The organism is Caballeronia sp. LZ034LL (assembly GCF_031451215.1).
Classification (GTDB): domain Bacteria; phylum Pseudomonadota; class Gammaproteobacteria; order Burkholderiales; family Burkholderiaceae; genus Caballeronia.
The window spans coordinates 395,939-418,069 of record NZ_JARUXR010000001.1; the positions used below are offsets into that span (position 1 = coordinate 395,939).

At 65.1% G+C, this 22,131-nt stretch carries 22 protein-coding genes; 8 read left to right on the forward strand and 14 right to left on the reverse strand.

What is annotated here, in order from left to right:
* Window positions 1–107: 107 nt before the first annotated feature.
* The 6 genes from QCE83_RS01865 to QCE83_RS01890 form a co-directional block, all read right to left on the reverse strand.
* Window positions 108–1,013 carry a transporter associated domain-containing protein gene (locus QCE83_RS01865; protein WP_309807281.1) on the reverse strand — a complete coding sequence of 302 codons (906 nt, stop codon included), beginning with the start codon at window positions 1,011–1,013 and terminating at the stop codon, window positions 108–110.
* Between the two features lie 203 nt (window positions 1,014–1,216).
* On the reverse strand, window positions 1,217–1,912 hold the full coding sequence (locus tag QCE83_RS01870; protein ID WP_309807282.1) for a gamma-glutamylcyclotransferase: 696 nt from the start codon (window positions 1,910–1,912) through the stop codon (window positions 1,217–1,219).
* A gap of 27 nt (window positions 1,913–1,939) precedes the next feature.
* Window positions 1,940–2,404, reverse strand: a complete 465-nt coding sequence (gene ybeY, locus QCE83_RS01875) for an rRNA maturation RNase YbeY (RefSeq protein ID WP_309807283.1) — start codon at window positions 2,402–2,404, stop codon at window positions 1,940–1,942.
* Window positions 2,401–3,516 carry a PhoH family protein gene (locus QCE83_RS01880; RefSeq protein WP_309807284.1) on the reverse strand — a complete coding sequence of 372 codons (1,116 nt, stop codon included), beginning with the start codon at window positions 3,514–3,516 and terminating at the stop codon, window positions 2,401–2,403. Before QCE83_RS01880 ends, ybeY begins: the two co-directional genes overlap by 4 nt.
* A 20-nt stretch (window positions 3,517–3,536) precedes the next feature.
* Window positions 3,537–4,916 (reverse strand): tRNA (N6-isopentenyl adenosine(37)-C2)-methylthiotransferase MiaB, encoded by a 1,380-nt coding sequence (gene miaB, locus QCE83_RS01885; protein ID WP_309807285.1) that lies wholly within the window; start codon window positions 4,914–4,916, stop codon window positions 3,537–3,539.
* Window positions 4,917–5,048: 132 nt separating this feature from the next.
* On the reverse strand, window positions 5,049–6,026 hold the full coding sequence (locus tag QCE83_RS01890) for a LysR family transcriptional regulator (protein WP_309807286.1): 978 nt from the start codon (window positions 6,024–6,026) through the stop codon (window positions 5,049–5,051).
* A 100-nt stretch (window positions 6,027–6,126) separates the two neighbouring features.
* Between QCE83_RS01890 and QCE83_RS01895 the strand changes: the two genes are divergently transcribed.
* The 3 genes from QCE83_RS01895 to QCE83_RS01905 are packed head-to-tail and all read left to right on the forward strand — an operon-like array spanning window position 6,127 to window position 8,437.
* Window positions 6,127–6,504, forward strand: a complete 378-nt coding sequence (locus QCE83_RS01895) for a VOC family protein (protein ID WP_309807287.1) — start codon at window positions 6,127–6,129, stop codon at window positions 6,502–6,504.
* A 12-nt stretch (window positions 6,505–6,516) separates the two neighbouring features.
* Entirely contained in the window at window positions 6,517–7,713 is a 1,197-nt protein-coding gene (locus tag QCE83_RS01900; RefSeq protein WP_309807289.1) for an MFS transporter, read from the forward strand.
* Between the two features lie 37 nt (window positions 7,714–7,750).
* Window positions 7,751–8,437, forward strand: a complete 687-nt coding sequence (locus QCE83_RS01905; RefSeq protein ID WP_309807290.1) for an HAD family hydrolase — start codon at window positions 7,751–7,753, stop codon at window positions 8,435–8,437.
* Window positions 8,438–8,540: 103 nt separating this feature from the next.
* Here the strand turns inward: QCE83_RS01905 and glpK are convergent, their stop codons facing one another.
* Window positions 8,541–10,037: a glycerol kinase GlpK gene (gene glpK / locus QCE83_RS01910; protein WP_309807291.1), complete on the reverse strand. Its 1,497-nt coding sequence runs from the start codon at window positions 10,035–10,037 to the stop codon at window positions 8,541–8,543.
* A 219-nt stretch (window positions 10,038–10,256) separates the two neighbouring features.
* On the opposite strand from glpK, the gene QCE83_RS01915 reads away from it, so the two are divergent.
* Window positions 10,257–10,637, forward strand: a complete 381-nt coding sequence (locus QCE83_RS01915) for a hypothetical protein (protein ID WP_309807292.1) — start codon at window positions 10,257–10,259, stop codon at window positions 10,635–10,637.
* An 84-nt stretch (window positions 10,638–10,721) separates the two neighbouring features.
* On the opposite strand, the gene QCE83_RS01920 is transcribed toward QCE83_RS01915, so the two are convergent.
* Window positions 10,722–10,919: a hypothetical protein gene (locus tag QCE83_RS01920; protein WP_309807295.1), complete on the reverse strand. Its 198-nt coding sequence runs from the start codon at window positions 10,917–10,919 to the stop codon at window positions 10,722–10,724.
* A 391-nt stretch (window positions 10,920–11,310) separates the two neighbouring features.
* On the opposite strand from QCE83_RS01920, the gene QCE83_RS01925 reads away from it, so the two are divergent.
* The 3 genes from QCE83_RS01925 (at window position 11,311) to QCE83_RS01935 (ending at window position 14,748) form a co-directional block, all read left to right on the forward strand.
* Window positions 11,311–12,948: a gamma-glutamyltransferase family protein gene (locus QCE83_RS01925; protein ID WP_309807297.1), complete on the forward strand. Its 1,638-nt coding sequence runs from the start codon at window positions 11,311–11,313 to the stop codon at window positions 12,946–12,948.
* Between the two features lie 417 nt (window positions 12,949–13,365).
* A complete protein-coding gene (locus tag QCE83_RS01930; RefSeq protein WP_309807298.1) occupies window positions 13,366–14,190 on the forward strand; it encodes a ferritin-like domain-containing protein in 825 nt (274 codons plus the stop codon).
* 45 nt (window positions 14,191–14,235) lie between these two features.
* A complete protein-coding gene (locus QCE83_RS01935) occupies window positions 14,236–14,748 on the forward strand; it encodes a hypothetical protein (protein ID WP_309807300.1) in 513 nt (170 codons plus the stop codon).
* A gap of 45 nt (window positions 14,749–14,793) precedes the next feature.
* Here the strand turns inward: QCE83_RS01935 and QCE83_RS01940 are convergent, their stop codons facing one another.
* From QCE83_RS01940 to QCE83_RS01955, 4 genes are all read right to left on the reverse strand, one after another.
* Entirely contained in the window at window positions 14,794–16,365 is a 1,572-nt protein-coding gene (locus QCE83_RS01940) for a DEAD/DEAH box helicase (RefSeq protein ID WP_309807301.1), read from the reverse strand.
* A gap of 236 nt (window positions 16,366–16,601) precedes the next feature.
* The gene (locus QCE83_RS01945) at window positions 16,602–17,222 is read right to left on the reverse strand and encodes a hemolysin III family protein (RefSeq protein ID WP_309807302.1); all 621 of its coding nucleotides are present in this window, start codon (window positions 17,220–17,222) and stop codon (window positions 16,602–16,604) included.
* Window positions 17,223–17,371: 149 nt separating this feature from the next.
* Window positions 17,372–18,670 carry a cytochrome c gene (locus tag QCE83_RS01950; RefSeq protein WP_309807303.1) on the reverse strand — a complete coding sequence of 433 codons (1,299 nt, stop codon included), beginning with the start codon at window positions 18,668–18,670 and terminating at the stop codon, window positions 17,372–17,374.
* Window positions 18,671–18,691: 21 nt separating this feature from the next.
* Window positions 18,692–19,429 carry a c-type cytochrome gene (locus tag QCE83_RS01955; protein WP_309807306.1) on the reverse strand — a complete coding sequence of 246 codons (738 nt, stop codon included), beginning with the start codon at window positions 19,427–19,429 and terminating at the stop codon, window positions 18,692–18,694.
* Window positions 19,430–19,914: 485 nt separating this feature from the next.
* Between QCE83_RS01955 and QCE83_RS01960 the strand changes: the two genes are divergently transcribed.
* Window positions 19,915–20,847 carry a CopD family protein gene (locus QCE83_RS01960; protein ID WP_309807307.1) on the forward strand — a complete coding sequence of 311 codons (933 nt, stop codon included), beginning with the start codon at window positions 19,915–19,917 and terminating at the stop codon, window positions 20,845–20,847.
* A gap of 14 nt (window positions 20,848–20,861) precedes the next feature.
* Here QCE83_RS01960 and QCE83_RS01965 read toward each other — a convergent pair whose 3' ends face one another.
* Window positions 20,862–21,161 carry a hypothetical protein gene (locus QCE83_RS01965; protein WP_309807309.1) on the reverse strand — a complete coding sequence of 100 codons (300 nt, stop codon included), beginning with the start codon at window positions 21,159–21,161 and terminating at the stop codon, window positions 20,862–20,864.
* Between the two features lie 124 nt (window positions 21,162–21,285).
* Window positions 21,286–22,101 (reverse strand): 3-methyl-2-oxobutanoate hydroxymethyltransferase, encoded by an 816-nt coding sequence (gene panB, locus QCE83_RS01970; protein ID WP_309807310.1) that lies wholly within the window; start codon window positions 22,099–22,101, stop codon window positions 21,286–21,288.
* Between the last annotated feature and the right edge of the window lie 30 nt (window positions 22,102–22,131).

Genomic DNA, 22,131 nt, shown 5'->3' on the forward strand with positions numbered 1-22,131 from the left:
GATGACGGTCGAGATGAAACGGAGGCGGGGTCACGGATGAGAGTAGGCGCGGCGTGGCGTACTGCGATGCCGCGCCGTTCGCGCTGCGATCGCGGCGATCGCGGCGATCAATCGCGCAGTTCGTCTTCGTCGTCGCCCGCGTGATGATGCTGCTGCGTGAGATTCGGCACGCGCCGCACGAGCAGGACGTGAATTTGCCGCGCGTCGCCGCGCAGGATCTCGAAGGCGAAGTCGTCGATGCGCACCTTTTCGCCACGATGCGGCACGCGTCCGAAACGATGCGTGACGAGACCGCCGATGGTGTCGACTTCGTCATCGGAGAAATCGGAGCCGAAGGCCTCGTTGAACTGCTCGATGCCGGTGAGCGCGCGCACGCGATGGCGGCCGTCGGGCGTGGCGATGATGTTGCCGGCTTCTTCGTCGAAGTCGTATTCGTCCTCGATGTCGCCGACGATCTGCTCCAGCACGTCCTCGATGGTGATGAGGCCCGCGACGCCGCCGTACTCGTCGACGACGAGCGCGATGTGGTTGCGGTTCACGCGGAAGTCGTGCAGCAGCACGTTCAGGCGTTTCGATTCGGGGATGAAGACGGCGGGGCGCAGCATGCCGCGCACGTCGAATTCCTCTTCGGCGTAATAGCGCAGCAGGTCTTTCGCGAGCAGCACGCCGATGACGTTGTCGCGATTGCCTTCGTAGACCGGATAGCGCGAGTGCGCTTTTTCGAGCACGAAGGGAATGAATTCGGCGGGCGTGTCCGCGATATTGATGGCGTCCATCTGCGCACGCGGAATCATGATGTCGCGCGCGCAGAGATCGGAGACCTGGAAGACGCCTTCGATCATCGAGAGCGAATCGGCGTCGAGCAGGTTGCGCTCGTGCGCGTCCTGCAGCACTTCGAGAAGTTCGTCGCGCGACTCGGGTTCGTGCGAGATGAAATCGGTCAGGCGTTCGAGAAGCGAGCGCTTTTCCGGCGGTTTGTCGGTATGGCGTCGACTGGGATAGGGTTCGTTCATAGTGAAGCGCCCAGGCGTTCCCGGGCGCAATTTAGCGGAAAGTTAAGCATACACCAAGGTAAAACGCCGGCCGGTCGGCGCGGCGTGTGCAATGGAAACCATGCTAGCGGAAAAATATGCGACGAGTGTGTCCGGTGTCCGGCGCTGGCCGAATGGCACGCGAAAGTGACCCTTCATACGTAAAACCGCAAGCGACGCGGATGTCATCCGGCGCCCTGTTGGGACCGGCAGCGTTTCAGCAAGGCTTCGAGCGCGCGGTCCGGCATGCCGCTCTCCCGCAGCGCCTCGACGGTCCGGCTCACGTAGTCGAGCGTCGTGCCGTAGCGCCCGCTGGCGCAGCCGAGCACGGTGCGCACCACGGGATCGGGAAGCTTGCCGGTGTAGGAGCTGGCCTCGCGCCGCATCACGAAGGCGAGGGCCTCGACGCGCCGTCCGTCGGCGAACGTGCAGGGCAACCACGCCGGCCGGTACGAACCCATCGCCATTTCGCGGCGCCACAGGACTTCGAGGTGCTCGGCGGCGTCGGCGCCCGCGAGCCGGAACGCCATGCCGGAGCACGATCCGCCACGGTCGAGCGCGAGCACGAGGCCCGGCTGCTCCGGCGTGCCGCGGTTCACGCGCGACCACAGATACAGCCCGCGATGGTAGCCGTGCACGCGGGCGCGCACCGCTTCGAGCGTCGGCAGGCCGGGGTTCCAGATCAGCGAGCCATAGCCGAACAGCCACAGGTCGGAACGTCCGTCCCAGCCCGCGAGCGCCGCTTCGCGCGACGCGGCGAGTTGCGCATCGGTCCAGAGCGCCGAGTCTCCGAGCATGGGCGGATAGTTAGCGTCCGCGTCAGCGGCGACGACGGGCGTGGCGGGCGGGAATTGCGCGGGATCGGGTGTCTTGTCGTTCACGTTGCGTGAGAGGGCGTCGGACCGGCTTCAGGTCAGCGGCACGTAAGGATCGGGAAAACCCAGAGACTGCATGATATCCGTCTCGATCGATTCCATCTCCTGCGCCTCGCTTTCGTCCTCGTGGTCGTAGCCCTGCGCATGCAATGTGCCGTGGACGATCAGATGCGCGTAGTGCGCGGCGAGCGGCTTGCCCTGCTCGGCGGCCTCGCGCTCGACGACCGGACAGCACAGGATCAGATCGCCCGTCACCGGATCGTCTTCCGATTCCGCGTAGGCGAAGGTCAGCACGTTGGTGGCGTAATCCTTCTGCCGGTACGTGCGATTGAGCTCGCGCCCTTCTTCTTCACCGACGAAGCGCACGGTGAGTTCGGCGTCCGCGAACAACGCGGCCTTGATCCAGCGCGCGACCGTCGCACGCGGCAGCACGGCCTTGTGCGACGGATACGCCTTGGCGGCGGGGAACTGCATCGACAGGGTGAGGCGCGGACTCATTCAGGCCGGTTCGCGTGTTGTGCCTGACGGGCCGCTTCGGCGAGCGCGGCGTCCTTCTGCGACTGCGCGTCGTACGCCTCGACGATGCGCGCGACCAGCGGATGCCGCACCACGTCCGCCGAGGTGAAATGCGTGATGGCGATGCCGCGCACTTCCGACAGCACATGCTGCGCCTCGATCAGCCCGCTCTTGTGGCCGCGCGGCAGATCGACCTGCGTGGTGTCGCCGGTGACGACCGCCTTCGAGCCGAAGCCGATCCGCGTCAGGAACATCTTCATCTGTTCGGGCGTGGTGTTCTGCGCCTCGTCGAGAATGATGAACGCGTGATTCAGCGTGCGGCCGCGCATGTAGGCGAGCGGCGCGATCTCGATCATCTGGCGCTCGAACATCTTCGCGGTCTTGTCGAAGCCGAGCAGGTCGTAGAGCGCGTCATACAGCGGGCGCAGATACGGATCCACCTTTTGCGCGAGATCGCCCGGCAGGAAGCCGAGCCGCTCGCCTGCCTCGACCGCCGGCCGCGTCAGCACGATGCGCTTGACCTGGTCGCGTTCGAGCGCGTCGACCGCGCAGGCCACCGCGAGATAGGTCTTGCCGGTGCCCGCCGGACCGATGCCGAAGGTCACGTCGTGCGACAGGATCTGCTTCAGATAGTCGCGCTGCGCGGGCGTGCGGCCGCGCAGGTCGGCGCGGCGCGTATAGAGCTTTGGGCCGTGGTCTTCGTCGTCGCCGAGATCGAGCGTGGCGCTGGGTTCGTCGAACGGATGATCCAGGTCGCCGCGAAAACGCGGATCCGCTTCGCCTTCCTCGCCGCCGGCCGTGCGCGCGTCCTTCGCGCGCCGCGTGGCGTGACGCGCCTCGACCAGCGCGAGCTGGATGTCATCGACGGAAATTGGATCGCGCGCGCGGTTGTAGAAGTTTTCGAGCGCCGCGAGCGCGACCTTGGCGCCGCGTCCGCGAATCGAAATTTTGTGGCCGCGGCGGGACAGCGTGACGTCGAGCGCCTGCTCGATCTGCCGCAGGTTTTCGTCGAGCGGGCCGCAGAGGTTGGCGAGCCGCGCGTTGTCCTCGCGCGGGGCAGTGAATTCCAGATGCTGCGTGGGAGCGTTCTTCAAAGTGAACCAGGTGTCCTTTATTAAGCCATCCCGTGAGCCAGCGCGCGCGAGTCCGCCACCATCACCAGTTCGCCGCGCAACGAGTGCGGGTACGCGTGCACGATCTTCACGTCGATCATCTGGCCGATCAGCCGGGCATGCGTCTCCACCGGCGCCGGGAAGTTGACGACGCGATTGTTCTCGGTGCGGCCCGCGAGTTCGTTCGGATCCTTGCGCGCCGGGCGTTCGACGAGAATCCGCTCGATCTTGCCGACCATCGACGCGCTGATGCGCTGCACGTTTTCCTCGATGGTCGCCTGCAGATGTTGCAGGCGTTTGAGCTTGACCTCGCGCGGCGTGTCGTCGTGCAGGTTCGCGGCGGGCGTGCCGGGACGCGGGCTGTAGATGAACGAAAAGCTCGTGTCGTAGCGCATCTCGTCGACGAGCGCCATCATCCTGTCAAAGTCGTCCTCGGTCTCGCCGGGGAAGCCGACGATGAAGTCGGTGGACAGCGACAGGTCCGGACGGATCGCGCGCAGCTTGCGGATGACCGACTTGTATTCGAGTACGGTGTAGCCGCGTTTCATCGCCATCAGGATGCGGTCCGAGCCGTGCTGCACAGGCAGATGCAGGTGCGAGACGAGCTTCGGCACCTTCGCGTAGGTGTCGATGAGGCGCTGCGTGAATTCCTTCGGATGCGACGTGGTGTAGCGAATGCGTTCGATGCCGGGCACGTCGGCCACGTACTCGATCAGCGTCGCGAAGTCGGCGATCTCGTCCGAGCCGAGCGTCAGCGCGCCGCGGTAAGCGTTCACGTTCTGGCCGAGCAGCGTGACTTCGCGCACGCCCTGGTCGGCCAGGCCGGCGACTTCGGTGAGGACGTCGTCGAGCGGGCGGGAGACTTCCTCGCCGCGCGTGTACGGCACGACGCAGTAGCTGCAATATTTCGAGCAGCCTTCCATGATCGACACGAACGCGCTCGGTCCGTCGACCCGGGCGGGCGGCAGATGGTCGAACTTCTCGATTTCCGGGAACGTGATGTCGACCTGGGCGCGGCCCGTGGCGCGGCGCTGATCGATCATGGCGGGCAGGCGGTGCAGCGTCTGCGGGCCGAATACGAGATCGACGTACGGCGCGCGCGCGACGATCGACGCGCCTTCCTGGCTCGCGACACAGCCGCCGACGCCGATCAGCAGGTTGGGATTGGCTTCCTTGAGCTCGCGGACGCGGCCGAGATCGGAGAAGACTTTCTCCTGGGCCTTTTCGCGCACCGAGCAGGTGTTGAACAGAATGACGTCCGCGTCTTCGGGCGTGTCCGTCTTGACGAGTCCTTCCGCTGCGCCGAGCACGTCGACCATCTTGTCGGAGTCGTACTCGTTCATCTGGCAGCCAAAGGTCTTTACATAAACTTTCTTGGTCATGAATCGTCGCCGGTCACAGTGGTTGATCTGGGGGCGCTGGTTAGGAGTTGAAAGAGGACTTCGCGGATCTTTTTAATTCGCGTGGCTTTTCTGTTCCGATCTGCCCGCTTTTTACCGCATTTGAGGGCGATATTATAGCGCCGCGGGCCCATCCCGACCTTCCACGGCCCGACGCGGCGGAAAGGCGAGATCGCCGAGCAGCGCGGCGGTGGTTTCGTCGAAGCGCGCCACCAGGAAATCCAGCACCGCCCGCACGCGCGGCGCCATGTAGCGGTTCGCGTGAAACAGCGCGTGCACGGGCGCCTCGTGCGTGCACCAGTCGGGCAGCACCATGCGCAGCCTGCCGGCGCGGACGTCGGCGGCGATGTCCCAGATCGATTTGTGCGCGATGCCATGTCCCGCCAGCGCCCACGCGTGGACCAGCGCGCCGTCGTTGGCTTCCCAGGAATTGGCGACCGGCATCGAAAACGTGTAGCGCTCCTCGCCGCGCGTGAAGTCGAGTTCGCTGAGCGGCCCGTTCGACGTGACGACCACCACGAATTCGTGACCGACCAGCCCGGCCGGCGTGAGCGGCGTGCCGCGCCGCGCCAGATACTCCGGCGCGGCGCACAGCACGCGGCGGTTCGGCGCCAGCACGCGGGCCGCGAGGCCGCTGTCGGGCGGGGCGCCGAAGCGGATCGCGAGGTCGATGTCCTCGTGCAGCAGGTTCGACACCGAATCCGACAGCGTCAACGCAAAGCTGACCTCGGGGTGCAGCGCGCGGAATGCGTCGAGCCAGCCGCGCAGCATGTTGCGCCCGAAATCCGACGTCGCCGAGATGCGCACCTTGCCGCGCACGACGTTCTGGCCTGCCTGCAAGGCGGCTTCGCCGTCGTCGATGGCCTGCAACGCGATCCGGCAATGTTGCAGATAGACGCGCCCTTCGTCGGTGAGGCGTAACTGGCGCGTGGTGCGCTCGAACAGCCGCGCCTGCAAGGCCTTCTCCAGCTTGATCAACCGCGCGCTCGCCGCCGCCGGCGACAGTCCGAGCTTGCGGCCCGCTGCGGACAGGCTTCCGGCCGTTGCCGTTTCCACGAACAGGCGCATGTCGCCCAGCCGATCCATCGCCATTTTCAAATTCCATTTGAGAATGATTCAAAGACTAGCCCAATTCTCAAACGCATGCGCGAACCGGAGAATGCGCCTTTCTGTGGTCACGGAGGTTCGGATCATGCAGATGGATCACGTCACGATCGTCGCGCCGCATTGCGATGCGTTGATGCGCTTCTTCGTCGATATCGCCGGAATGGAGGTCGGAGCGCGGCCGCCGTTCGGCGTCGGCGGCTACTGGCTGTATCTCGGCGGGCGGCCGGTGGTCCATCTGGTCGCGGCGGGCATCGATGCGCCCGCGCAGCGGCCAAGCACAGCGCGCATCGACCACGTTGCATTGCGGATCGATGACGCCGACGAGTGGCGCTCGCTGCTGAAGCGTCTGGACTGCCACGGCTATGCCTATCAGCTCGCCGACGTTCCGCTGTCCCGCGAACGGCAACTGTTCGTGCGCCTGGCGCCGGCCGTCGTCGTGGAATTCGTGACCACTCAATCCTGAACCGGAGCCATCATGCCCCTGCCTCTTCTTGCGCTGGCCATCAGCGCTTTCGCCATCGGCACGACGGAATTCGTCATCATGGGCCTGCTGCCCAACGTCGCGCACGATCTCTCGGTGTCGATTCCATCAGCCGGCCTGCTCGTCACCGGCTATGCGCTCGGCGTCGCGGTCGGTGCGCCGCTGCTCGCCGTGCTGACGGCGCGCATGCCGCGCAAGCTCGCCTTGCAGTTGCTGATGGCCGTGTTCATCGTCGGCAACGTGTTGTGCGCAGTCGCGCCGGGTTACGGCCTGCTGATGATCGCGCGCGTCGTCACCTCGTTCGCGCACGGCTCGTTCTTCGGAATCGGGGCGGTGGTGGCGGCATCGCTCGTGTCGGCCGAGAAGCGCGCGAGCGCGATTGCGCTGATGTTCACCGGCCTCACGCTCGCCAACGTGCTGGGCGTGCCGTTCGGCACCTTCGTCGGCCAGGAACTGGGCTGGCGCGCGACGTTCTGGATTGTCGCGGGGCTGGGCGTGCTGTCCGCGCTGGGCGTGACGCTGCTGGTGCCGAACCGTCACGACGCCGCGCCGAGCGGTCTGGGCCGAGAAGTGCGCGTGCTGCGCGATCCGCAAGTGTGGCTGGCGCTGACGATGACGGTGCTCGGTTTCGGCGGCGTGTTCATCGTGTTCACCTATATCGCGCCGACCCTCGAACAGGTGGGCGGCTTCTCGCCGCGCGCGGTCACGCTGATCCTGGTGCTGTTCGGCGTGGGCCTGACGATCGGCAATACGATCGGCGGCCGGCTCGCCGATCGCGCGCTGATGCGCTCGCTGATGGGCATTCTGTTCGCGCTGGCCATCGTGATGGCGGTGTTCGCGAAGACGAGTCATAGCCAGACGGGCGCGATCCTGACGATCTTCGTGTGGGGCATCGCGGCGTTCGCGACGGTGCCGCCCTTGCAGACGCGCGTCGTGGAGAAGGCGAAGGACGCGCCGAACCTGGCTTCGACGCTGAACATCGGCGCGTTCAACGTGGGCAATGCCGGCGGCGCGTGGCTGGGCGGCGCGGTGCTGACGCATGGCCACGGTCTCGATGCGCTGCCGTGGGCCGCCGCCGTGGTCGCGCTCGCCGCGCTTGGGGTCACGTGGTTCGCGGCGCGTCTGGATGCGCCGCGGCGTGCTGCGGATCGTTCCGATCGTTCTGACATAAACGCTGCCGACGCCTGCTGAACGCTTATCATGTTGGCTCAACGTAATTCGAGCCAACATGATCGATCATCTCATCTGCGATTGCGACGGCGTGCTCGTCGATAGCGAAATCATCGCGGATCGCGTGATGCTGGACGTGCTCACCGAGACGTTCCCCGGCATCGACTTCAAACCGGTCGTCAAGACGGCCTTCGGTCAGCAGACTTCCCGTTTCCTGGCGCAGCTCGAAAGTCGGTTCGGCATCCTGATGCCGCCCGGTTTCGTCGATACGATCGAAGCGCGGGTGGCCGTGGAACTCGCACGATCGGTCGGTCCTATCGCGGGCGTGCGTGCGGCGCTCGAAGGCTGCGGGCTGCCGGTCGCGGTGGTGTCGAACAGCCGCCTCGAGCGTGTGCGCGCTTCCGTGCGCCGCGCGGGGCTGGAGGAGATCGTCGGGACTCGGGTGTTCAGCGCCCAGCAGGTCGAGCGGCCGAAGCCCTATCCGGATGTCTATCTGCTGGCGGCACGTACGCTCGATGTCGATCCGGCGCGCTGTCTCGTCGTGGAGGACAGCGTGGCCGGTCTGACCGCGGCACGCGCGGCGGGCATGAAGACCATTGCGTTCGTGGGCGCGAGTCATATTCCTTCCGGATATGCGCAAGTGCTGCGCGAGACAGGCATCACGCGGATCATGGAGCATATGGACGAACTGCCCGAGTTGGTTGCCGCCGGGGTGCGTGGGGATTTTGGGGACGTGCTTTCCTGATTGGTTGGGGGTTTGCGGATTGCGGCCGGCAGCGAGCGCGCGGCCGGGCGGCCGGGAGCGGCGCGCGGCGCGTGACATCCACCGGTTCTCACGCGAATTGAACTCACCCGTCCGCCCAAGCCTTGGCCGCCCCGACCGCCCGTTGCCAGCCCGCGAGACGCGAGGCGACTTCCTCAGCCGGCATGGAGGGCGTGAAGCGCCGTTCGAGTTGCCATTGCGCCCTGAGTTCGCCGACATCCTTCCAGTACCCGACAGCCAGCCCCGCAAGATACGCCGCGCCAAGCGCTGTGGTTTCGACGATGCGTGGCCGCGCGACCTCCACGCCAAGCAGATCGGCCTGGAACTGCATCAGCAGGTCATTGGCGCATGCGCCGCCATCGACACGCAGCTCTGCGATGCGCAGGCCCGAGTCCGCTTCCATGGCTTTCAGGACGTCGACGGATTGATAGGCGATGGCGTCGAGCGCTGCGCGTGCAATGTGGCTCGCGGACGTGCCGCGCGTCACGCCGAACAACGTGCCGCGTGCGCGCGGCGTCCAGTGCGGCGCACCGAGCCCGGCAAAGGCCGGCACGAGATACACGCCGTCGCTGTGCGGCACCTGACGGGCGAGCGTCTCGATCTCGCGTGCATGGCGGATGAGACCCAGGCCGTCGCGCAGCCATTGCACGACGGCGCCGGCAATGAAGATGCTGCCTTCAAGCGCGTAGTTGACCTGGTCGCCGATCTGCCACGCAATGGTGGTCACGAGGTTGTTGCGCGATTCGATTGGCTGTTCGCCGGTGTTCATGACGAGAAAGCAGCCTGTGCCGTAAGTGTTCTTGACCATGCCTGACTCTGTACACATCTGGCCGAACAGCGCGGCATGCTGGTCGCCCGCCATCGACGCAAGTGGCAGATCCTGCGCGAACACGGTGCCGCGCGTGGCGCCGTACACCTCCGATGAACTGCGGACTTCGGGCAACATGCTGCGCGGGATCTCGAGCGCGTCGAGCAGTTCGTCGTCCCAGCGCCGTTCGTGAATGTTGAAGAGCATCGTGCGCGAGGCATTCGTGATGTCGGTGACATGCAAGCCTCCGCGCGTGAAATTCCACATCAGCCAGCTGTCCACGGTGCCGAAGGCGAGGCGCCCCTGGCGCGCCTTGTCTTGCGCGCCCTCTACGTTGTCCAGGATCCAGCGGATCTTCGTGGCCGAGAAATACGAATCGATGGGCAGGCCGGTCTTGGCGCGCACCATGGCTTCGAGACCACGATTCTTGAGTTCGTCGCAGAACGACGCCGTGCGCCGGTCCTGCCAGACGATTGCGTTGTAGAGCGGCGTACCGGTCTCGCGATCCCAGACGATGGTGGTCTCGCGCTGGTTCGTGATGCCCACGGCGGCAATCGACGACGCGCTCACGCCCGCGCGCGTGACGGCTTCAGCGGCCACGCCGGCCTGCGTGGACCAGATTTCGCGTGGGTCATGCTCCACCCAGCCCGACTGCGGATAAATCTGCTGAAACTCCTTCTGCGCGACCGCAACGATGTTGCCGCGGCGGTCGAACAGCATGGCGCGCGAACTGGTGGTTCCCTGGTCGAGCGCGAGAATGGTCTGATCCTGCATGGTCATCTCCGGGTTCGGGCGTACATCGTGCCTTGAATGTCGTCCGGGCAAATCTAACGGAGCCGGCCGGCGCGGACAACTCGGCCGAACGGCATAGGACGCGCGGACATTCCGGAGAGAAAGTCGCAAACGGCCCGATGCCTATGCCATTTGGCCGAGTGGCGCGCCGGTGCGCTTGGGCCGATACTGGCGTCAGTCAATCGGAAAGGGGTGAGGGCAATGCGAGTGCGGGTAGCTTCGGGGGTGCTGGGCGTGGCGTTGCTGGCGGGGTGCGTGAGCACGCCAAATCTCGATGGATCGCTGGGCGCGCCGTCGTTCAGCGCGCTGCAGGACATGTGCGGGGCCGCACCGGGTGACTACGGCGCGGACGCTCAGTCAGTGTACTCGGCGTTCTTCGACGCCTACGTGGCCGAGCGTCGTGGCGGCCTTTCCAGGGAACGCTTCTGCGCGTTCCAAACGGGCATCGGAGAGCGCTACCGGGCGTGGAAGGCCAATCCCGGGCCGGAATCACAAAGTGCGTGGGCGACTTTCTTCCTGGATCAGCGCGCTCGCGCATTGAGCTGGCGCGCCGCCGTCGATCCGACCTTGCGCGCCGGATGACGCGCCGGAAGCCTCGGGAATTTCTGAAAGGGGAACATGAAACGGACGCGGCTGCAGACCGCGTCCGGAGTCCTGCCGCGCGTGCTACGAGTAGCGCTTGAAAGCCTTGACGGTGGAGTCGCCGGTTGCGGTGAGACGCCATTGTTGGCGTCCCGAGGCGAGGCTTTCGAGTTGAACGAGTTGGCGTTCCAGCAGGGCGTCGAGTTCCTGACGCTCCATGTCCACCTGATTGGGTGCTTCCTGAACCAGTAGCAGCGTGGCAAATTCGTGCGGACTCAGCATTGTGTTCTCCATGACGACCGAACGGCACAAGCAGCCGGCCTTGTAAGCCGGATCTTTTTGCTTCGAAACGTTGTACGGGGAAACTGAACAAGCGCCGGAACGCGCTGTGGTTGTGCGGCGGGTTCCGGGAATTGGGATTGTAGGCAAGGGTCTGACGAGTGCCAAACTCGCAATGAAAATTTTGGCTTTGACTTTTGTTCTCGTCGGAAGCGGTCCTTTGCCGAGGGGAATTTGAAGAATCTACTTGAAGTTCTTGTCGCATCGCACCATGGATAGAGGCTCACAAACAAACTTGCCAGGGATTAAGTGCACAATGCAAACTTACCCCTTTGTATGACTCCCCACGCCCTTTCGCTCAACACGGAAGCGCAGGTATTTCGGATTCGACTCAATGACTCGCTTCAACTGGCAAAACCCTTATCCCACACCGCGTCTGCCGGTGTTCGCCCGCAATATCGTGTCCACTTCGCATCCGCTTGCCGCGCAGGCCGGCCTGCGCATGTTGTGGAAAGGCGGTAACGCAGTCGATGCCGCCATCGCGGCGGCGGCGGCCATCACCGTGGTGGAGCCCGTTTCGTGCGGCCTGGGCGGAGACGCGTTCGCACTGGTCTGGGACGGCGCGAAGCTGCACGGCCTCAATGCGTCGGGCGTTTCGCCGGCGGCATGGAACCTCGACTATTTCCGCCGCAAGTACGGCGAGGACAACGGCCTGGCACGGCAGCCGAAGCGCGGCTGGGATGCGGTCACGGTGCCGGGCGTCATCGCCGGATGGGAAGCGCTGCATGCGAAGTTCGGCACCTTGCCATTCGCGGATTTGATGGAGCCTGCGATCGAAATCGCCGAACGCGGTCATGCCGTGGCGAGCGTCGTGGCCTACAAGTGGGCGGCGGCCGTGCCCGAACTCAGGAATCAGCCCGGCTTCGCGGATGTCTTCATGCCGCATGGCCGCGCTCCGGAAGTGAGCGAACTCGTGCGCTTTCCCGGTCACGCGAAGACGCTGCGCATGCTCGCCGAACAAGGCCCGCGTGCGTACTACGAAGGCGAGATCGCCGAGCGCATCGCCGCGTTCGCGCGTGAAGGTGAAGCGGCGCTGACTCTGGAGGATCTCCGCAACTATCGCGCGGACTGGGTCGAGCCGATCAGCAAGGACTATCGCGGCTACACGGTCCACGAGATCCCGCCGAACGGACAAGGCATCGCGGCGCTGATCGCGCTCGGGATTCTCGACAAGTTCGATGTCCGCGCATTGAGTGTCGACGGCATCGAGTCGCAGCACTTGCAGATCGAGGCGATGAAACTGGCCTTCGCGGACGTCTATCGTTACGTGGCGGATCCGCGAGCAATGGAAGTGACGCCGGAACAGATGCTCGACGACGCCTATCTCACCGAGCGCGCCAAACTCATCGATCCGTCACGCGTAAGGCATTTCGACGCCGGCATGCCGAAGTCAGGCGGCACCATCTACATGTCGGTGGCCGATGAAGGCGGGATGATGGTCAGCTTCATCCAGTCGAATTACATGGGCTTCGGGTCGGGCGTCGTGGTGCCCGGCATGGGCATCTCGTTGCAGAACCGTGGCTGCGGTTTCTCGATGGACCCGAAGTCGGCGAATGTTGTCGCGGGTGGAAAGCGCCCGTTCCATACGATCATTCCCGCGTTCCTCACGCAACAGGTCGAAGGCCGGCAGGAAGCCGTCATGAGCTTCGGCGTCATGGGCGGCGACATGCAGCCGCAAGGGCATCTGCAATCCATCGTACGCATGCTCGACTACGGCCAGCAGCCGCAGGCCGCATGCGATGCGCCGCGCTGGAAGGTCAATCACGACTTCACGATCGACATCGAGTCCACGCTGGACGTTGGCACGGCGCGCGCGCTCGAAGGGCTCGGGCATCGGATCAAGTCGGTGGACGATCCGTACATGGATTTCGGTTCCGGGCAATACATCTGGAAGCTTGATAGAAACGATCCGGAACGCGGTTATGTTGCGGCTAGCGATAGTCGACGTGACGGACTCGCCGCCGGTTTCTAAGCAGTAAGGAAGCCGCATCGTTGCGGTTTCCACATTTGGCGGAACGCCGCTCTCATGCGGCGGCGGTCCTGTGCACCAAGCCCCGCATGGCTGTGCGCGGGCTCACGGCTGCCAGCCTCCAGACACGCGCCCCGCATCGACATTTCCATTACGCGCGCCGGCACGTTTCATGCTGCATAGCAGCGATGCGCGTCGGCATTCGAGTCGTGGAAATTCTGCACATATGGAACCGATGCAGCCACGCGCGAGTCTGTCCCCCATGCCTGCAAACTCGCGGCAGGGCGGCTAAGATGCAAAACAAGCTGCTAACACATGAAGTTGAAGATGCCATGACGCAGCCGGTCATGGCATCGCCTGAAAACCTCGGCCGTCCCTTATTGGCCGAAGGCGCGTTCAGTCCAGCCAGGAGCGCGATACATGCACACTGAAACGAGCCACGTCATGCCGTGGCGCATCGAAGACATCGATCTGTCCCGGATCGACCTTCAAAAGGCGCAATCCAACGAGCATCTTCTCTTGCTGCTGTGCGCCTGCTCGTTCATCGAGAGCGGCACGGATCTCTACACGAGCAACCTCAGCAAGTACTTTCACGACGATCCTGAGATCTCCGCCTGGCTCAACACCGAATGGGAGCCCGAGGAGATGCAGCATGGCAGGGCGCTCAAGACCTACATCAATTACGTCTGGCCGGAATTCGACTGGGACACGGCGTTCAAGAGCTTCTTCGACGAATATTCGCTGACCTGCTCTTACGAAGCTTTCGAAAAAAAGCGCGCGCTGGAAATGGTGGCGCGCTGTGTCGTCGAAACCGGCACGGCCACACTTTATCGTGCCATCAACGATTGCTCGGACGAACCGGTGTTGAAGGAGATCACCGACAACATCCGCACCGACGAAGTGCGCCACTACAAGCACTTTTTCCGCTTCTTCAAGAAGTGGAACAAGATCGAGGGTAATGGCCGCATCGCGGTGCTCGGTGCGTTGATTCGGCGTGTCGCCGAACTGAAAAGCGAGGATTCCGAAATCGCGCTGCGGCACGTGTTCGCCGTCCGCTATCCGGAGCACGCACAGGATTCGAACTACAACCGGGAACTCTCCGCGCGGGTGAACGCGCTGGTGAGGCGCAACCTGTCGGCGGATCAGGCCATCAAGATGCTGCTCAAGCCGCTGGACCTGCCCGCACGCATCCAGCCCGGCGTTCACTACCCGCTTTCCAAGATGACGCAGTTATTCTTCCGCTAGACCGCAACGCAACCCATGATGCCGGCTCCAAGCCGGCATTTCCTTATGTCATCCACCTCATCGAAACCCGCTCTGTCGGCGCATGCCTTGTTCGACGCCTGGCCGCCGGCCTTGCGCGCGTGCTTCGACGGCACGCATGTCACGGCGGCCGATCGTCTCACGGCGTCGCTGTGTGTAGCCGATGCCGATGCCCGCTGCGTGCGGACCGCGCTGCTGAGCACCGGCGAACTGTTTGCTCCCGACGAGCGCACGCTCGCGTTCGCGTTATGGCCGTCGTCGCGTACGGCGCGGGCCATCGCTGGCAGCGGACGCGCGACGCTGACCTTCGTGTTCGACGAAGCGTTCCATCAGGTTCATCTGGAAGTGCGGCACGTGCCGCTCGACGACGTGCCCCTCGCGTGTTTCGTCGGGACGATCGAAAGCGGCGAAACGGAGCGCGTGCCTTATGCGCGACTCACGCATGGCATTGCATTCGAACTCGAGGAAGAGGCCACGGTGCTCGCGCGCTGGTGCGAGCAGATCGAGTGGCTGAAGCGGGCGGCGAGCACCGCCGCGTGAAGAAGGGCTGACCCGGGAGCCCGGGCCAGCAAAAGCGCAAGAGCCTTAGCGGCTGCGATCGCCCGAACGCTGCGGATCGCGGCGGCCGCCGAGCAACGCGCCCGGATTGCCGCCGGGCTTGCGCCGGTTGTCGGCGTGGCCGGCTGTTGCCGTTGCCGATTCGGCACGACGCGGCGCCGAACCGTTGCCCGTGTTCGGCTTGGCAGCGGGCTTGCCGTTGCCGTGGTTGCGTCCGTCGCGCGCGGGTTGGCCGCCGTTGGCGCCATTGGCCGGCCGCGCCGCACGCGGCGCTTCACCGCCCGGACGGCCTCCGTCGCGACGAGGCTGCTCGGCCGGACTGCGCCGCGCTTCGCTCTTCGGACGGGCTTCGCCACGCGGCGCCTGCCCCTGCCGGCCCTGACCCTGGCCTTGACCTTGTCCCTGACCGCGCCCGCCGCCTTGGCTGCGGCGCTGGATCGGCTCGGGCTTCGCATTCGGATCCGGCTCGAAGCCGGGAATCACTTCCTGCGGAATAGGCCGCTTGATCAGGCGTTCGATATCGCGCAGGAGCTGATGCTCGTCGACACACACCAGCGACACCGCCTCGCCATCCGCGCCCGCGCGTCCGGTGCGGCCGATGCGGTGCACATAGTCTTCCGGCACGTTCGGCAGATCGAAATTGACGACGTGCGGCAGTTGATCGATATCGATGCCTCGCGCCGCGATATCGGTCGCGACCAGCACCTGCAGCGTCTGGTCCTTGAACTCCGCGAGCGCGCGCGTGCGGGCCGACTGGCTCTTGTTGCCGTGAATGGCGAGCGCGCTGATGCCGTCCTTGCCGAGCTGCTCGGCAAGCCGGTTGGCGCCGTGCTTCGTGCGCGTGAACACCAGCACCTGGAACCAGTTGTGCGTGCGGATCAGGTGCGTGAGCATCTCGCGCTTGCGATCACGATCGACCGGATGGATCTTCTGCTCGACCGTTTCAGCCGTCGTATTGCGGCGCGCCACTTCGATGAGCGCGGGCGAGGCGAGCAGACTGTCGGCGAGGGCCTTGATTTCGTCGGAGAAGGTGGCCGAGAACAGCAGGTTCTGGCGCTTCGCCGGCAGGCGCGCCAGCACGCGCTTGATGTCGTGGATGAAACCCATGTCGAGCATGCGATCGGCTTCGTCGAGCACGAGGATCTCGAGCTGCGAAACATCGATCGTCTTCTGCTGCATGTGATCGAGCAGCCGTCCCGGCGTCGCGACGACGATGTCCACGCCGCGGCGCAGCGCGTCGATCTGCGGATTGATGCCGACGCCGCCGAACATCACGGTCGAGCGCAGTTTCAGATATTTGCCGTAGGCACGCACGCTTTCCTCGACCTGCGCCGCGAGTTCGCGCGTCGGCGTGAGGATCAGCGCGCGCACCGGGCGCTTGGTGCCGCCCGCGGCCGGCGCGAGTTGCGACAGACGTTGCAGGATCGGCAGCGTGAAGCCGGCGGTCTTGCCCGTGCCGGTCTGGGCGCCCGCGAGCAGGTCGCCGCCCTTCAGGACGGCGGGAATCGCCTGGAGCTGAATGGGAGTGGGGCTGGAGTAGCCGAGTTCGTTGACGGCGCGAAGCAGGGGTTCGGACAGGCCGAGTGAATCAAAAGACATAGATGGACATTCACTTCGTTGTGTCGAACGGCGCGCATGCGAATCGAGGCTGCGGCGAACCGGAGTCCGGCCAGCAGAGCGCATGCGTGACGCTCGGAGAAATCGGGCGGCGGGCCGATTGGCGGTCAATGACTGCCCGGCAATACCGCAAGGGTCGACGTGCTATCAAGACACGTCATCTGGCGCTAAGTTGCATCGACGATAGTGCGATGCCGCGGCATCCGTCCCGCCGGAGCTCACGCGACATAGCGCGCGACGCTCACGAACTGGCACAGGCTGCCTGCCAGCACGAACAGATGCCAGATGCCATGTCCGTGCCGGATGCGCTCGTCGTTGATGAAAAACCAGATGCCGGCGGTGTAGACCAGACCGCCCGCCACCAGCCACGCGAGTCCCGCGGGCGGCAGCGCCGTCACGAGCGGATGAACGGCTACGAGCGCGAGCCAGCCCATCAGCACATAGAGCACCATCGAGACACTGCGGGTTCGGCGCCCGAGCGTCAGTTCCTGCGTGATGCCGAACACCGCGAGGCCCCAGCTCACGCCGAACAGCGACCAGCCCCACGGCCCACGCAAGGTGACCAGCGTATAGGGCGTATAGCTGCCGGCGATCAGCAGGTAGATCGCCGAGTGATCGCACTTCTGGAGTATGGCCTTGACGCGCGGCGTGCGCGCCCAGTGATACAGCGTGGAGATGACGTACAGCGCGCAGAGCATCGCACCGTATATCGCAAAGCTCACGACCTTGTAGGCATCGCCTTCGAGCGCACCGAGCGTGACCAGCGTCGCCAGGCCCGCCACCGACAGCAAGGCGCCAATCAGATGGCTGATGCTGTTGAAACGCTCACCGACATGCATAGGAAATCCACGCGACAGGGCCGCACACGCGGCAAACACAAAACGGCCCAGCCAAAAGACAAGGGGCGCGGCCCCAACTACGAAGGCTGCGCCCCATGGCGTATTGTACGCTGTCTCGGCGGATGACCGCCGGACATGTCAGTCGAACATCAGTCCAGCGGCGCCGAACGCAGGTTGCTGACCTGTTGCGGCGACACCGGCGTACCGTGGTTGCCCCACGACATACGGATGTACGTCACGACCGAAGCCACTTCCGTATCCGACAGCGCCTGTGCGAAAGGCGGCATGCCGTGCGGCATCGGGTTGCCTTCCGTACTCGGCGGATAGCCGCCGTTGAGCGTCATGCGGATCGGGTTGACGGCCGACGGCATCTGGATGGACTGGTTGTTGGCGAGCGGCGGGTAAGCCGGCGGCTTGCCGAGACCGTTCTCCGCGTGGCACTTCGCGCAGTTCTCGGTGTACACCTTCTTGCCCAGCGTCAGCAGTTCGCCGCCGAACTTCTCGGAGGTCTCGAGCTGCATGACTTCCGGCGCTTCCTTCTTCTGCGGGATCGACTTGAGGTAGGTCGAGATCGCGTTGATGTCGCCGTCGGTCATGTACTGCAGGCTGTTGTGGACCACTTCGGCCATCGGGCCGAACACCGCGCCGCGCTGCGACACGCCGGTCTTCAGCAGGTCGTTGATGTCCTTCAGGTCCCAGTCGCCGAGGCCGGCTTCCTTGTTCGACGTCAGCGACGGCGCATACCAGTTCTGCAGCGGGATCAGGCCGCCGGCGAAGGCCGCCGAGCTGACCGGGCCGCCCATCGCGTTGATCGAGGTGTGGCACATGCCGCAGTGGCCAAGGCCTTCGACCAGGTACGCGCCGCGGTTCCATTCGACCGACTTGGTGGGATCCGGCTTGTACTCGCCTTCCGAGAAGAACAGCGTGCGCCAGCCGATCAGCAGGTTGCGGTTGTTGAACGGGAAGCGCAGTTCGTGCGGACGGCTCGGCTCATTGACCGGCGCAACCGAGCGCAGGTACGCGTAGATCGCGTCCGAATCGGCGCGCGTGACCTTCGTGTAGCTCGTGAACGGGAAGCCCGGGTAGAGCAGGCTGCCGTCCTTCGAACGGCCCGTGTGCATCGCGCGGTAGAAATCGTCCGACGTCCACTTGCCGATGCCGTATTGATCGTCCGGCGTGATGTTCGGCGTGAACATGGTGCCGAACGGCGTGGCCATCGGCAGGCCGCCGCCGAACTGCTTGCCGCCGCGCACCGTATGGCAGGCGATACAGTCGCCGGCGCGGGCCAGATACTCGCCTTGCTTGATGAGGGCGGCTTTGTCGGCCGGCGTCGCCGCGACGGCGCCGCCCGAATGCAGGTTGTCGCCGCCCGACCAGAGGACGGCGCCGGCTGCGACGGCTGCCACCACGACAGCCGAGGAAAGTGCGAACAGGGACTTGCGTTTCATTGTGTTGTCGCTCCAGACGCCTTATTGCGGTTCGCTGCCGCAGGTGAGCGGCATCTTCAACGAGCCAGCGGGCGCGGGCACCGGGTTGGCGGGTGCTTGTTGCGTGGAGAGCCAGGCGGCGACGGCAGTGACGTCGTCGTCCGTCAGGCGCGAGGCGATCTGCTGCATGCAGTCAGGAGCCTTCGCGTGACGCGTGCCCGACTTCCATGCGCCGACCTGCGCGCTGATGTAATCCGAATGCAGGCCGACGAGACCCGGAATGGCCGGCTGCATGCCGGTCAGACCCTTGCCGTGGCAGGCCGCGCACGCGGGAATGTTCTTCGAGGGGTCGCCGTTCAGCACGATCTGCTGGCCGCGCGCGAGCGTGCTGCTCGACACGTTCGACTTGGCAGGCGGCGGATACGGAGGACGCTGGTTCGAGAAATACGTGGCGATCTGATGAAGGTAGTCGTCCGAGAGATACGTGACGAGGTAGTTCATCGGCGGATACTTGCGCCGGCCTTCGCGGAAATTCTGGAGCTGGTTGTACAGATAGTCGGCAGGCTTGCCGGCCAGACGCGGGAAGTAGTCGTTGTCCGTGCCTTCGCCGTGAACGCCGTGGCACGCGGTGCAGCCTTGCACGCGCGCGGCCATGCTGTCGGTCGCCGGCTGATTGGCCGTCTGGGCTTGCGCTTGTGCGCCAAAAACGCCGGCGCTGCTAATGAGAGCCAAGGCAAGCAGCGGACGGAAGATGCGTCTTGAAAACACGCGACACTCCATGAAATTCGGGGACCTGCCGAGCTTCGTGCGGCTCGGTGCGAAGGTGGCGAACCACGGCCACGCAGGGGACTGACAGTGGCGACAGGTGGCGGACCACGGCCACAGCGGCTCGACGAGCCTCTGATGCGACGCGGCATTCTATCATCGATGCATGATGATGACTATTTGACACAATCGCGCCGTGAGTCCGGTTGCAGCGCATTCGCGACAATTTGCCGCGCAGCAGCGAACGGCTCAAAACGCGGGCCTTGTCATTCGACAAAGACTCGACTCGGAAGCACGCTTCAGCCCATACGATCAATGCAGTTTCGGAAGTGCATGGGCAAATTGCAAGGCGTTTTGCAGGCAATCGATGCTGTGCCGCACCGTGATCTGTCCGATCGGGTTCGTCGGCTTGGTTTAGACTCGCCCCGGTTTCTCTCCGCGATCACCCATTCGGCCATGCGCCTCGCCTCTGCTCTTACCCTCGCATCCAACCCCGCACGATGAGTGACGATTTCCTCTGGTTCGCGCAGACCGCTTTCGCGGCGGCAGCGAATATTGCCTTCGCCTGCGCGCTGGGCGCCCTGATGTTCCGCGTCTGGCTGTCCCGCGAACAGGCCTTTGCGCCGCTGTCGCCGGCGCTCGCCGGCTGGCGGCGAGCCGCGCGCCTCCGGGCCGGCGCAGCGAGCGTGCTCGTGCTGTGCGGCTTCGCGTCGCTCTGGCTGGAAGCGGTGGCGATGAGCGGCGCGCCGCTTCTCGAGGCCGGCGCCTCGCTGTGGCCCGTGGCCACGGGCACGCATGCGGGTATCGGCGGATCGGTCAGTCTGGCGGGCAGCGTGCTGTTGTGCCTTGCCGCCGTGTCGGACCGGCCGGCATCGGCCGCTCGGACGAGACTGGCTGCGTGCGCGGTGCTGATCGTGGCGGCGGGCAAGTCGGCGGTCGGACATGCAGCCGACGCCGGCGCATTCTCCGCGGCCGAAGCCGTGCAGGCGCTGCATCTGCTCGCAACGGCTGGATGGGGCGGCGTGGTCATCGCGGGCGCGTGGGTGTTGCCGGCGCTGGATACGTCGACGGCGCGCGCAACGCTGATCCGCCTTACGGCGCGCATGTCACGCGCGGCGATGGTCGCGGTGGCGCTGGTCATCGCGACGGGCGCGTTCAACGCGTGGCGCGGCACCGGCGGCTCGCCGGGCGTGCTGATGTCGAGCGTCTGGGGTCACGCGCTGCTCGTCAAACTCGGCTTGATCGCGGCGGCGCTGCTGCTCGGCGCGCTGAACCGCTGGTCGGGATTGCCGCGCTTGCAACGCAGCGCGGCGACAGCGGATGCGCACACGGTCATCAACGTCCTGCGCCTCGAAGCATTGCTGATGGCCGGCGTGTTCGTGGCCGCGGCCGTGCTGTCTCACAGCGTGCCGGGCGCGTCGCTCGCTGGATGAGCGGCGGACCGAGCCTATTCGTACCCGAGCCGGTGACTGACGATCGGCGCACAGAACAGCGCCACCGCGCAGCCGATGACCTTCCCCTGCAATTCGACGAAGGCCTGGTGCGAGTCGCTATAAAAGATGACTTCGAGCAGTTGCGGCAAGCAGAACACCGCCGCCGCGCCGATGAAACAGCGCGTCACCCGCGTGATGCGCCATCCGCGCTGGGCGCCGATGCCCGCCGCCACCACGCGCGCCACCCCGAGCGCGACGAGTGAACCGACTGCCAGCTGGGCCCGAACGTACTCGTCGGGAAGAACTTGCCACATGATCGTTCTCGCTGTTTTTTAGTGACTGTTGTCGAGCGTAGCCGCAAGAAGCTCGCCAGTATGTACGAGAAAACGCAATTCGTGGGCAGGATATGCGGGGCCGGAGCGTGCGGCCCGCAGCGCGTCAGAAGGTGTGTTCCGGACCGGGGAAGCTGCCGTCCTTGACCGCGCGGACGTAGGCCTCGACGCCGGCGAAGATGTTCGGCTGGCCCTGCATGAAATCCTTGACGAAGCGCGGACGCTTGCCGTGGAAGATGCCGAGCATGTCGTGCAGCACGAGCACCTGTCCGGAACAGTCGATCCCCGCGCCGATGCCGATCGTCGGAATGGCAAGGCCCTGCGTCACGTCACGGGCGAGCAAGGTGGGCACGGCTTCGATCACGAGCAGTTGCGCGCCCGCTTCCTGGAGCGCGAGGGCGTCGCGCTTCATGCGTTCGGCCGCGGCGTCCGATTTGCCCTGCACCTTGAAGCCGCCGAACGCATGCACCGATTGCGGCGTCAGGCCAACATGCCCGCACACCGGAATCGACCGTTCGACGAGAAAGCGCACCGTTTCCGCGAGCCACTCGCCGCCTTCGATCTTCACCATCTGCGCGCCCGCGCGCATCAGCTTGACGGCGTGCCCGTAGGCTTCTTCCTTCGAGCCGATCGTGCCGAACGGCATGTCGGCGACGATCAGCGCGCTCTTGTTGCCGCGCGTCACCGAGGCCGTGTGATAGGCGATGTCGTCCACCGTCACCGGCAGCGTCGTGCCGTGACCTTGCAGCACGTTGCCGAGCGAGTCGCCGATCAGCAGCACATCGACGCCCGCGCGGTCGAGCAGCGCGGCGAAGCTCGCGTCGTAGCAGGTCAGCATCGCGATGCGTTCGCCTGCCTCGCGCATGGCCTGGAGCTTGGGGACGGTGATCGTCGAGCGATTCGATTCCTGCAGGTACGTCATGATGGTTTCACTGGAGAGAAGAAAGGGCGC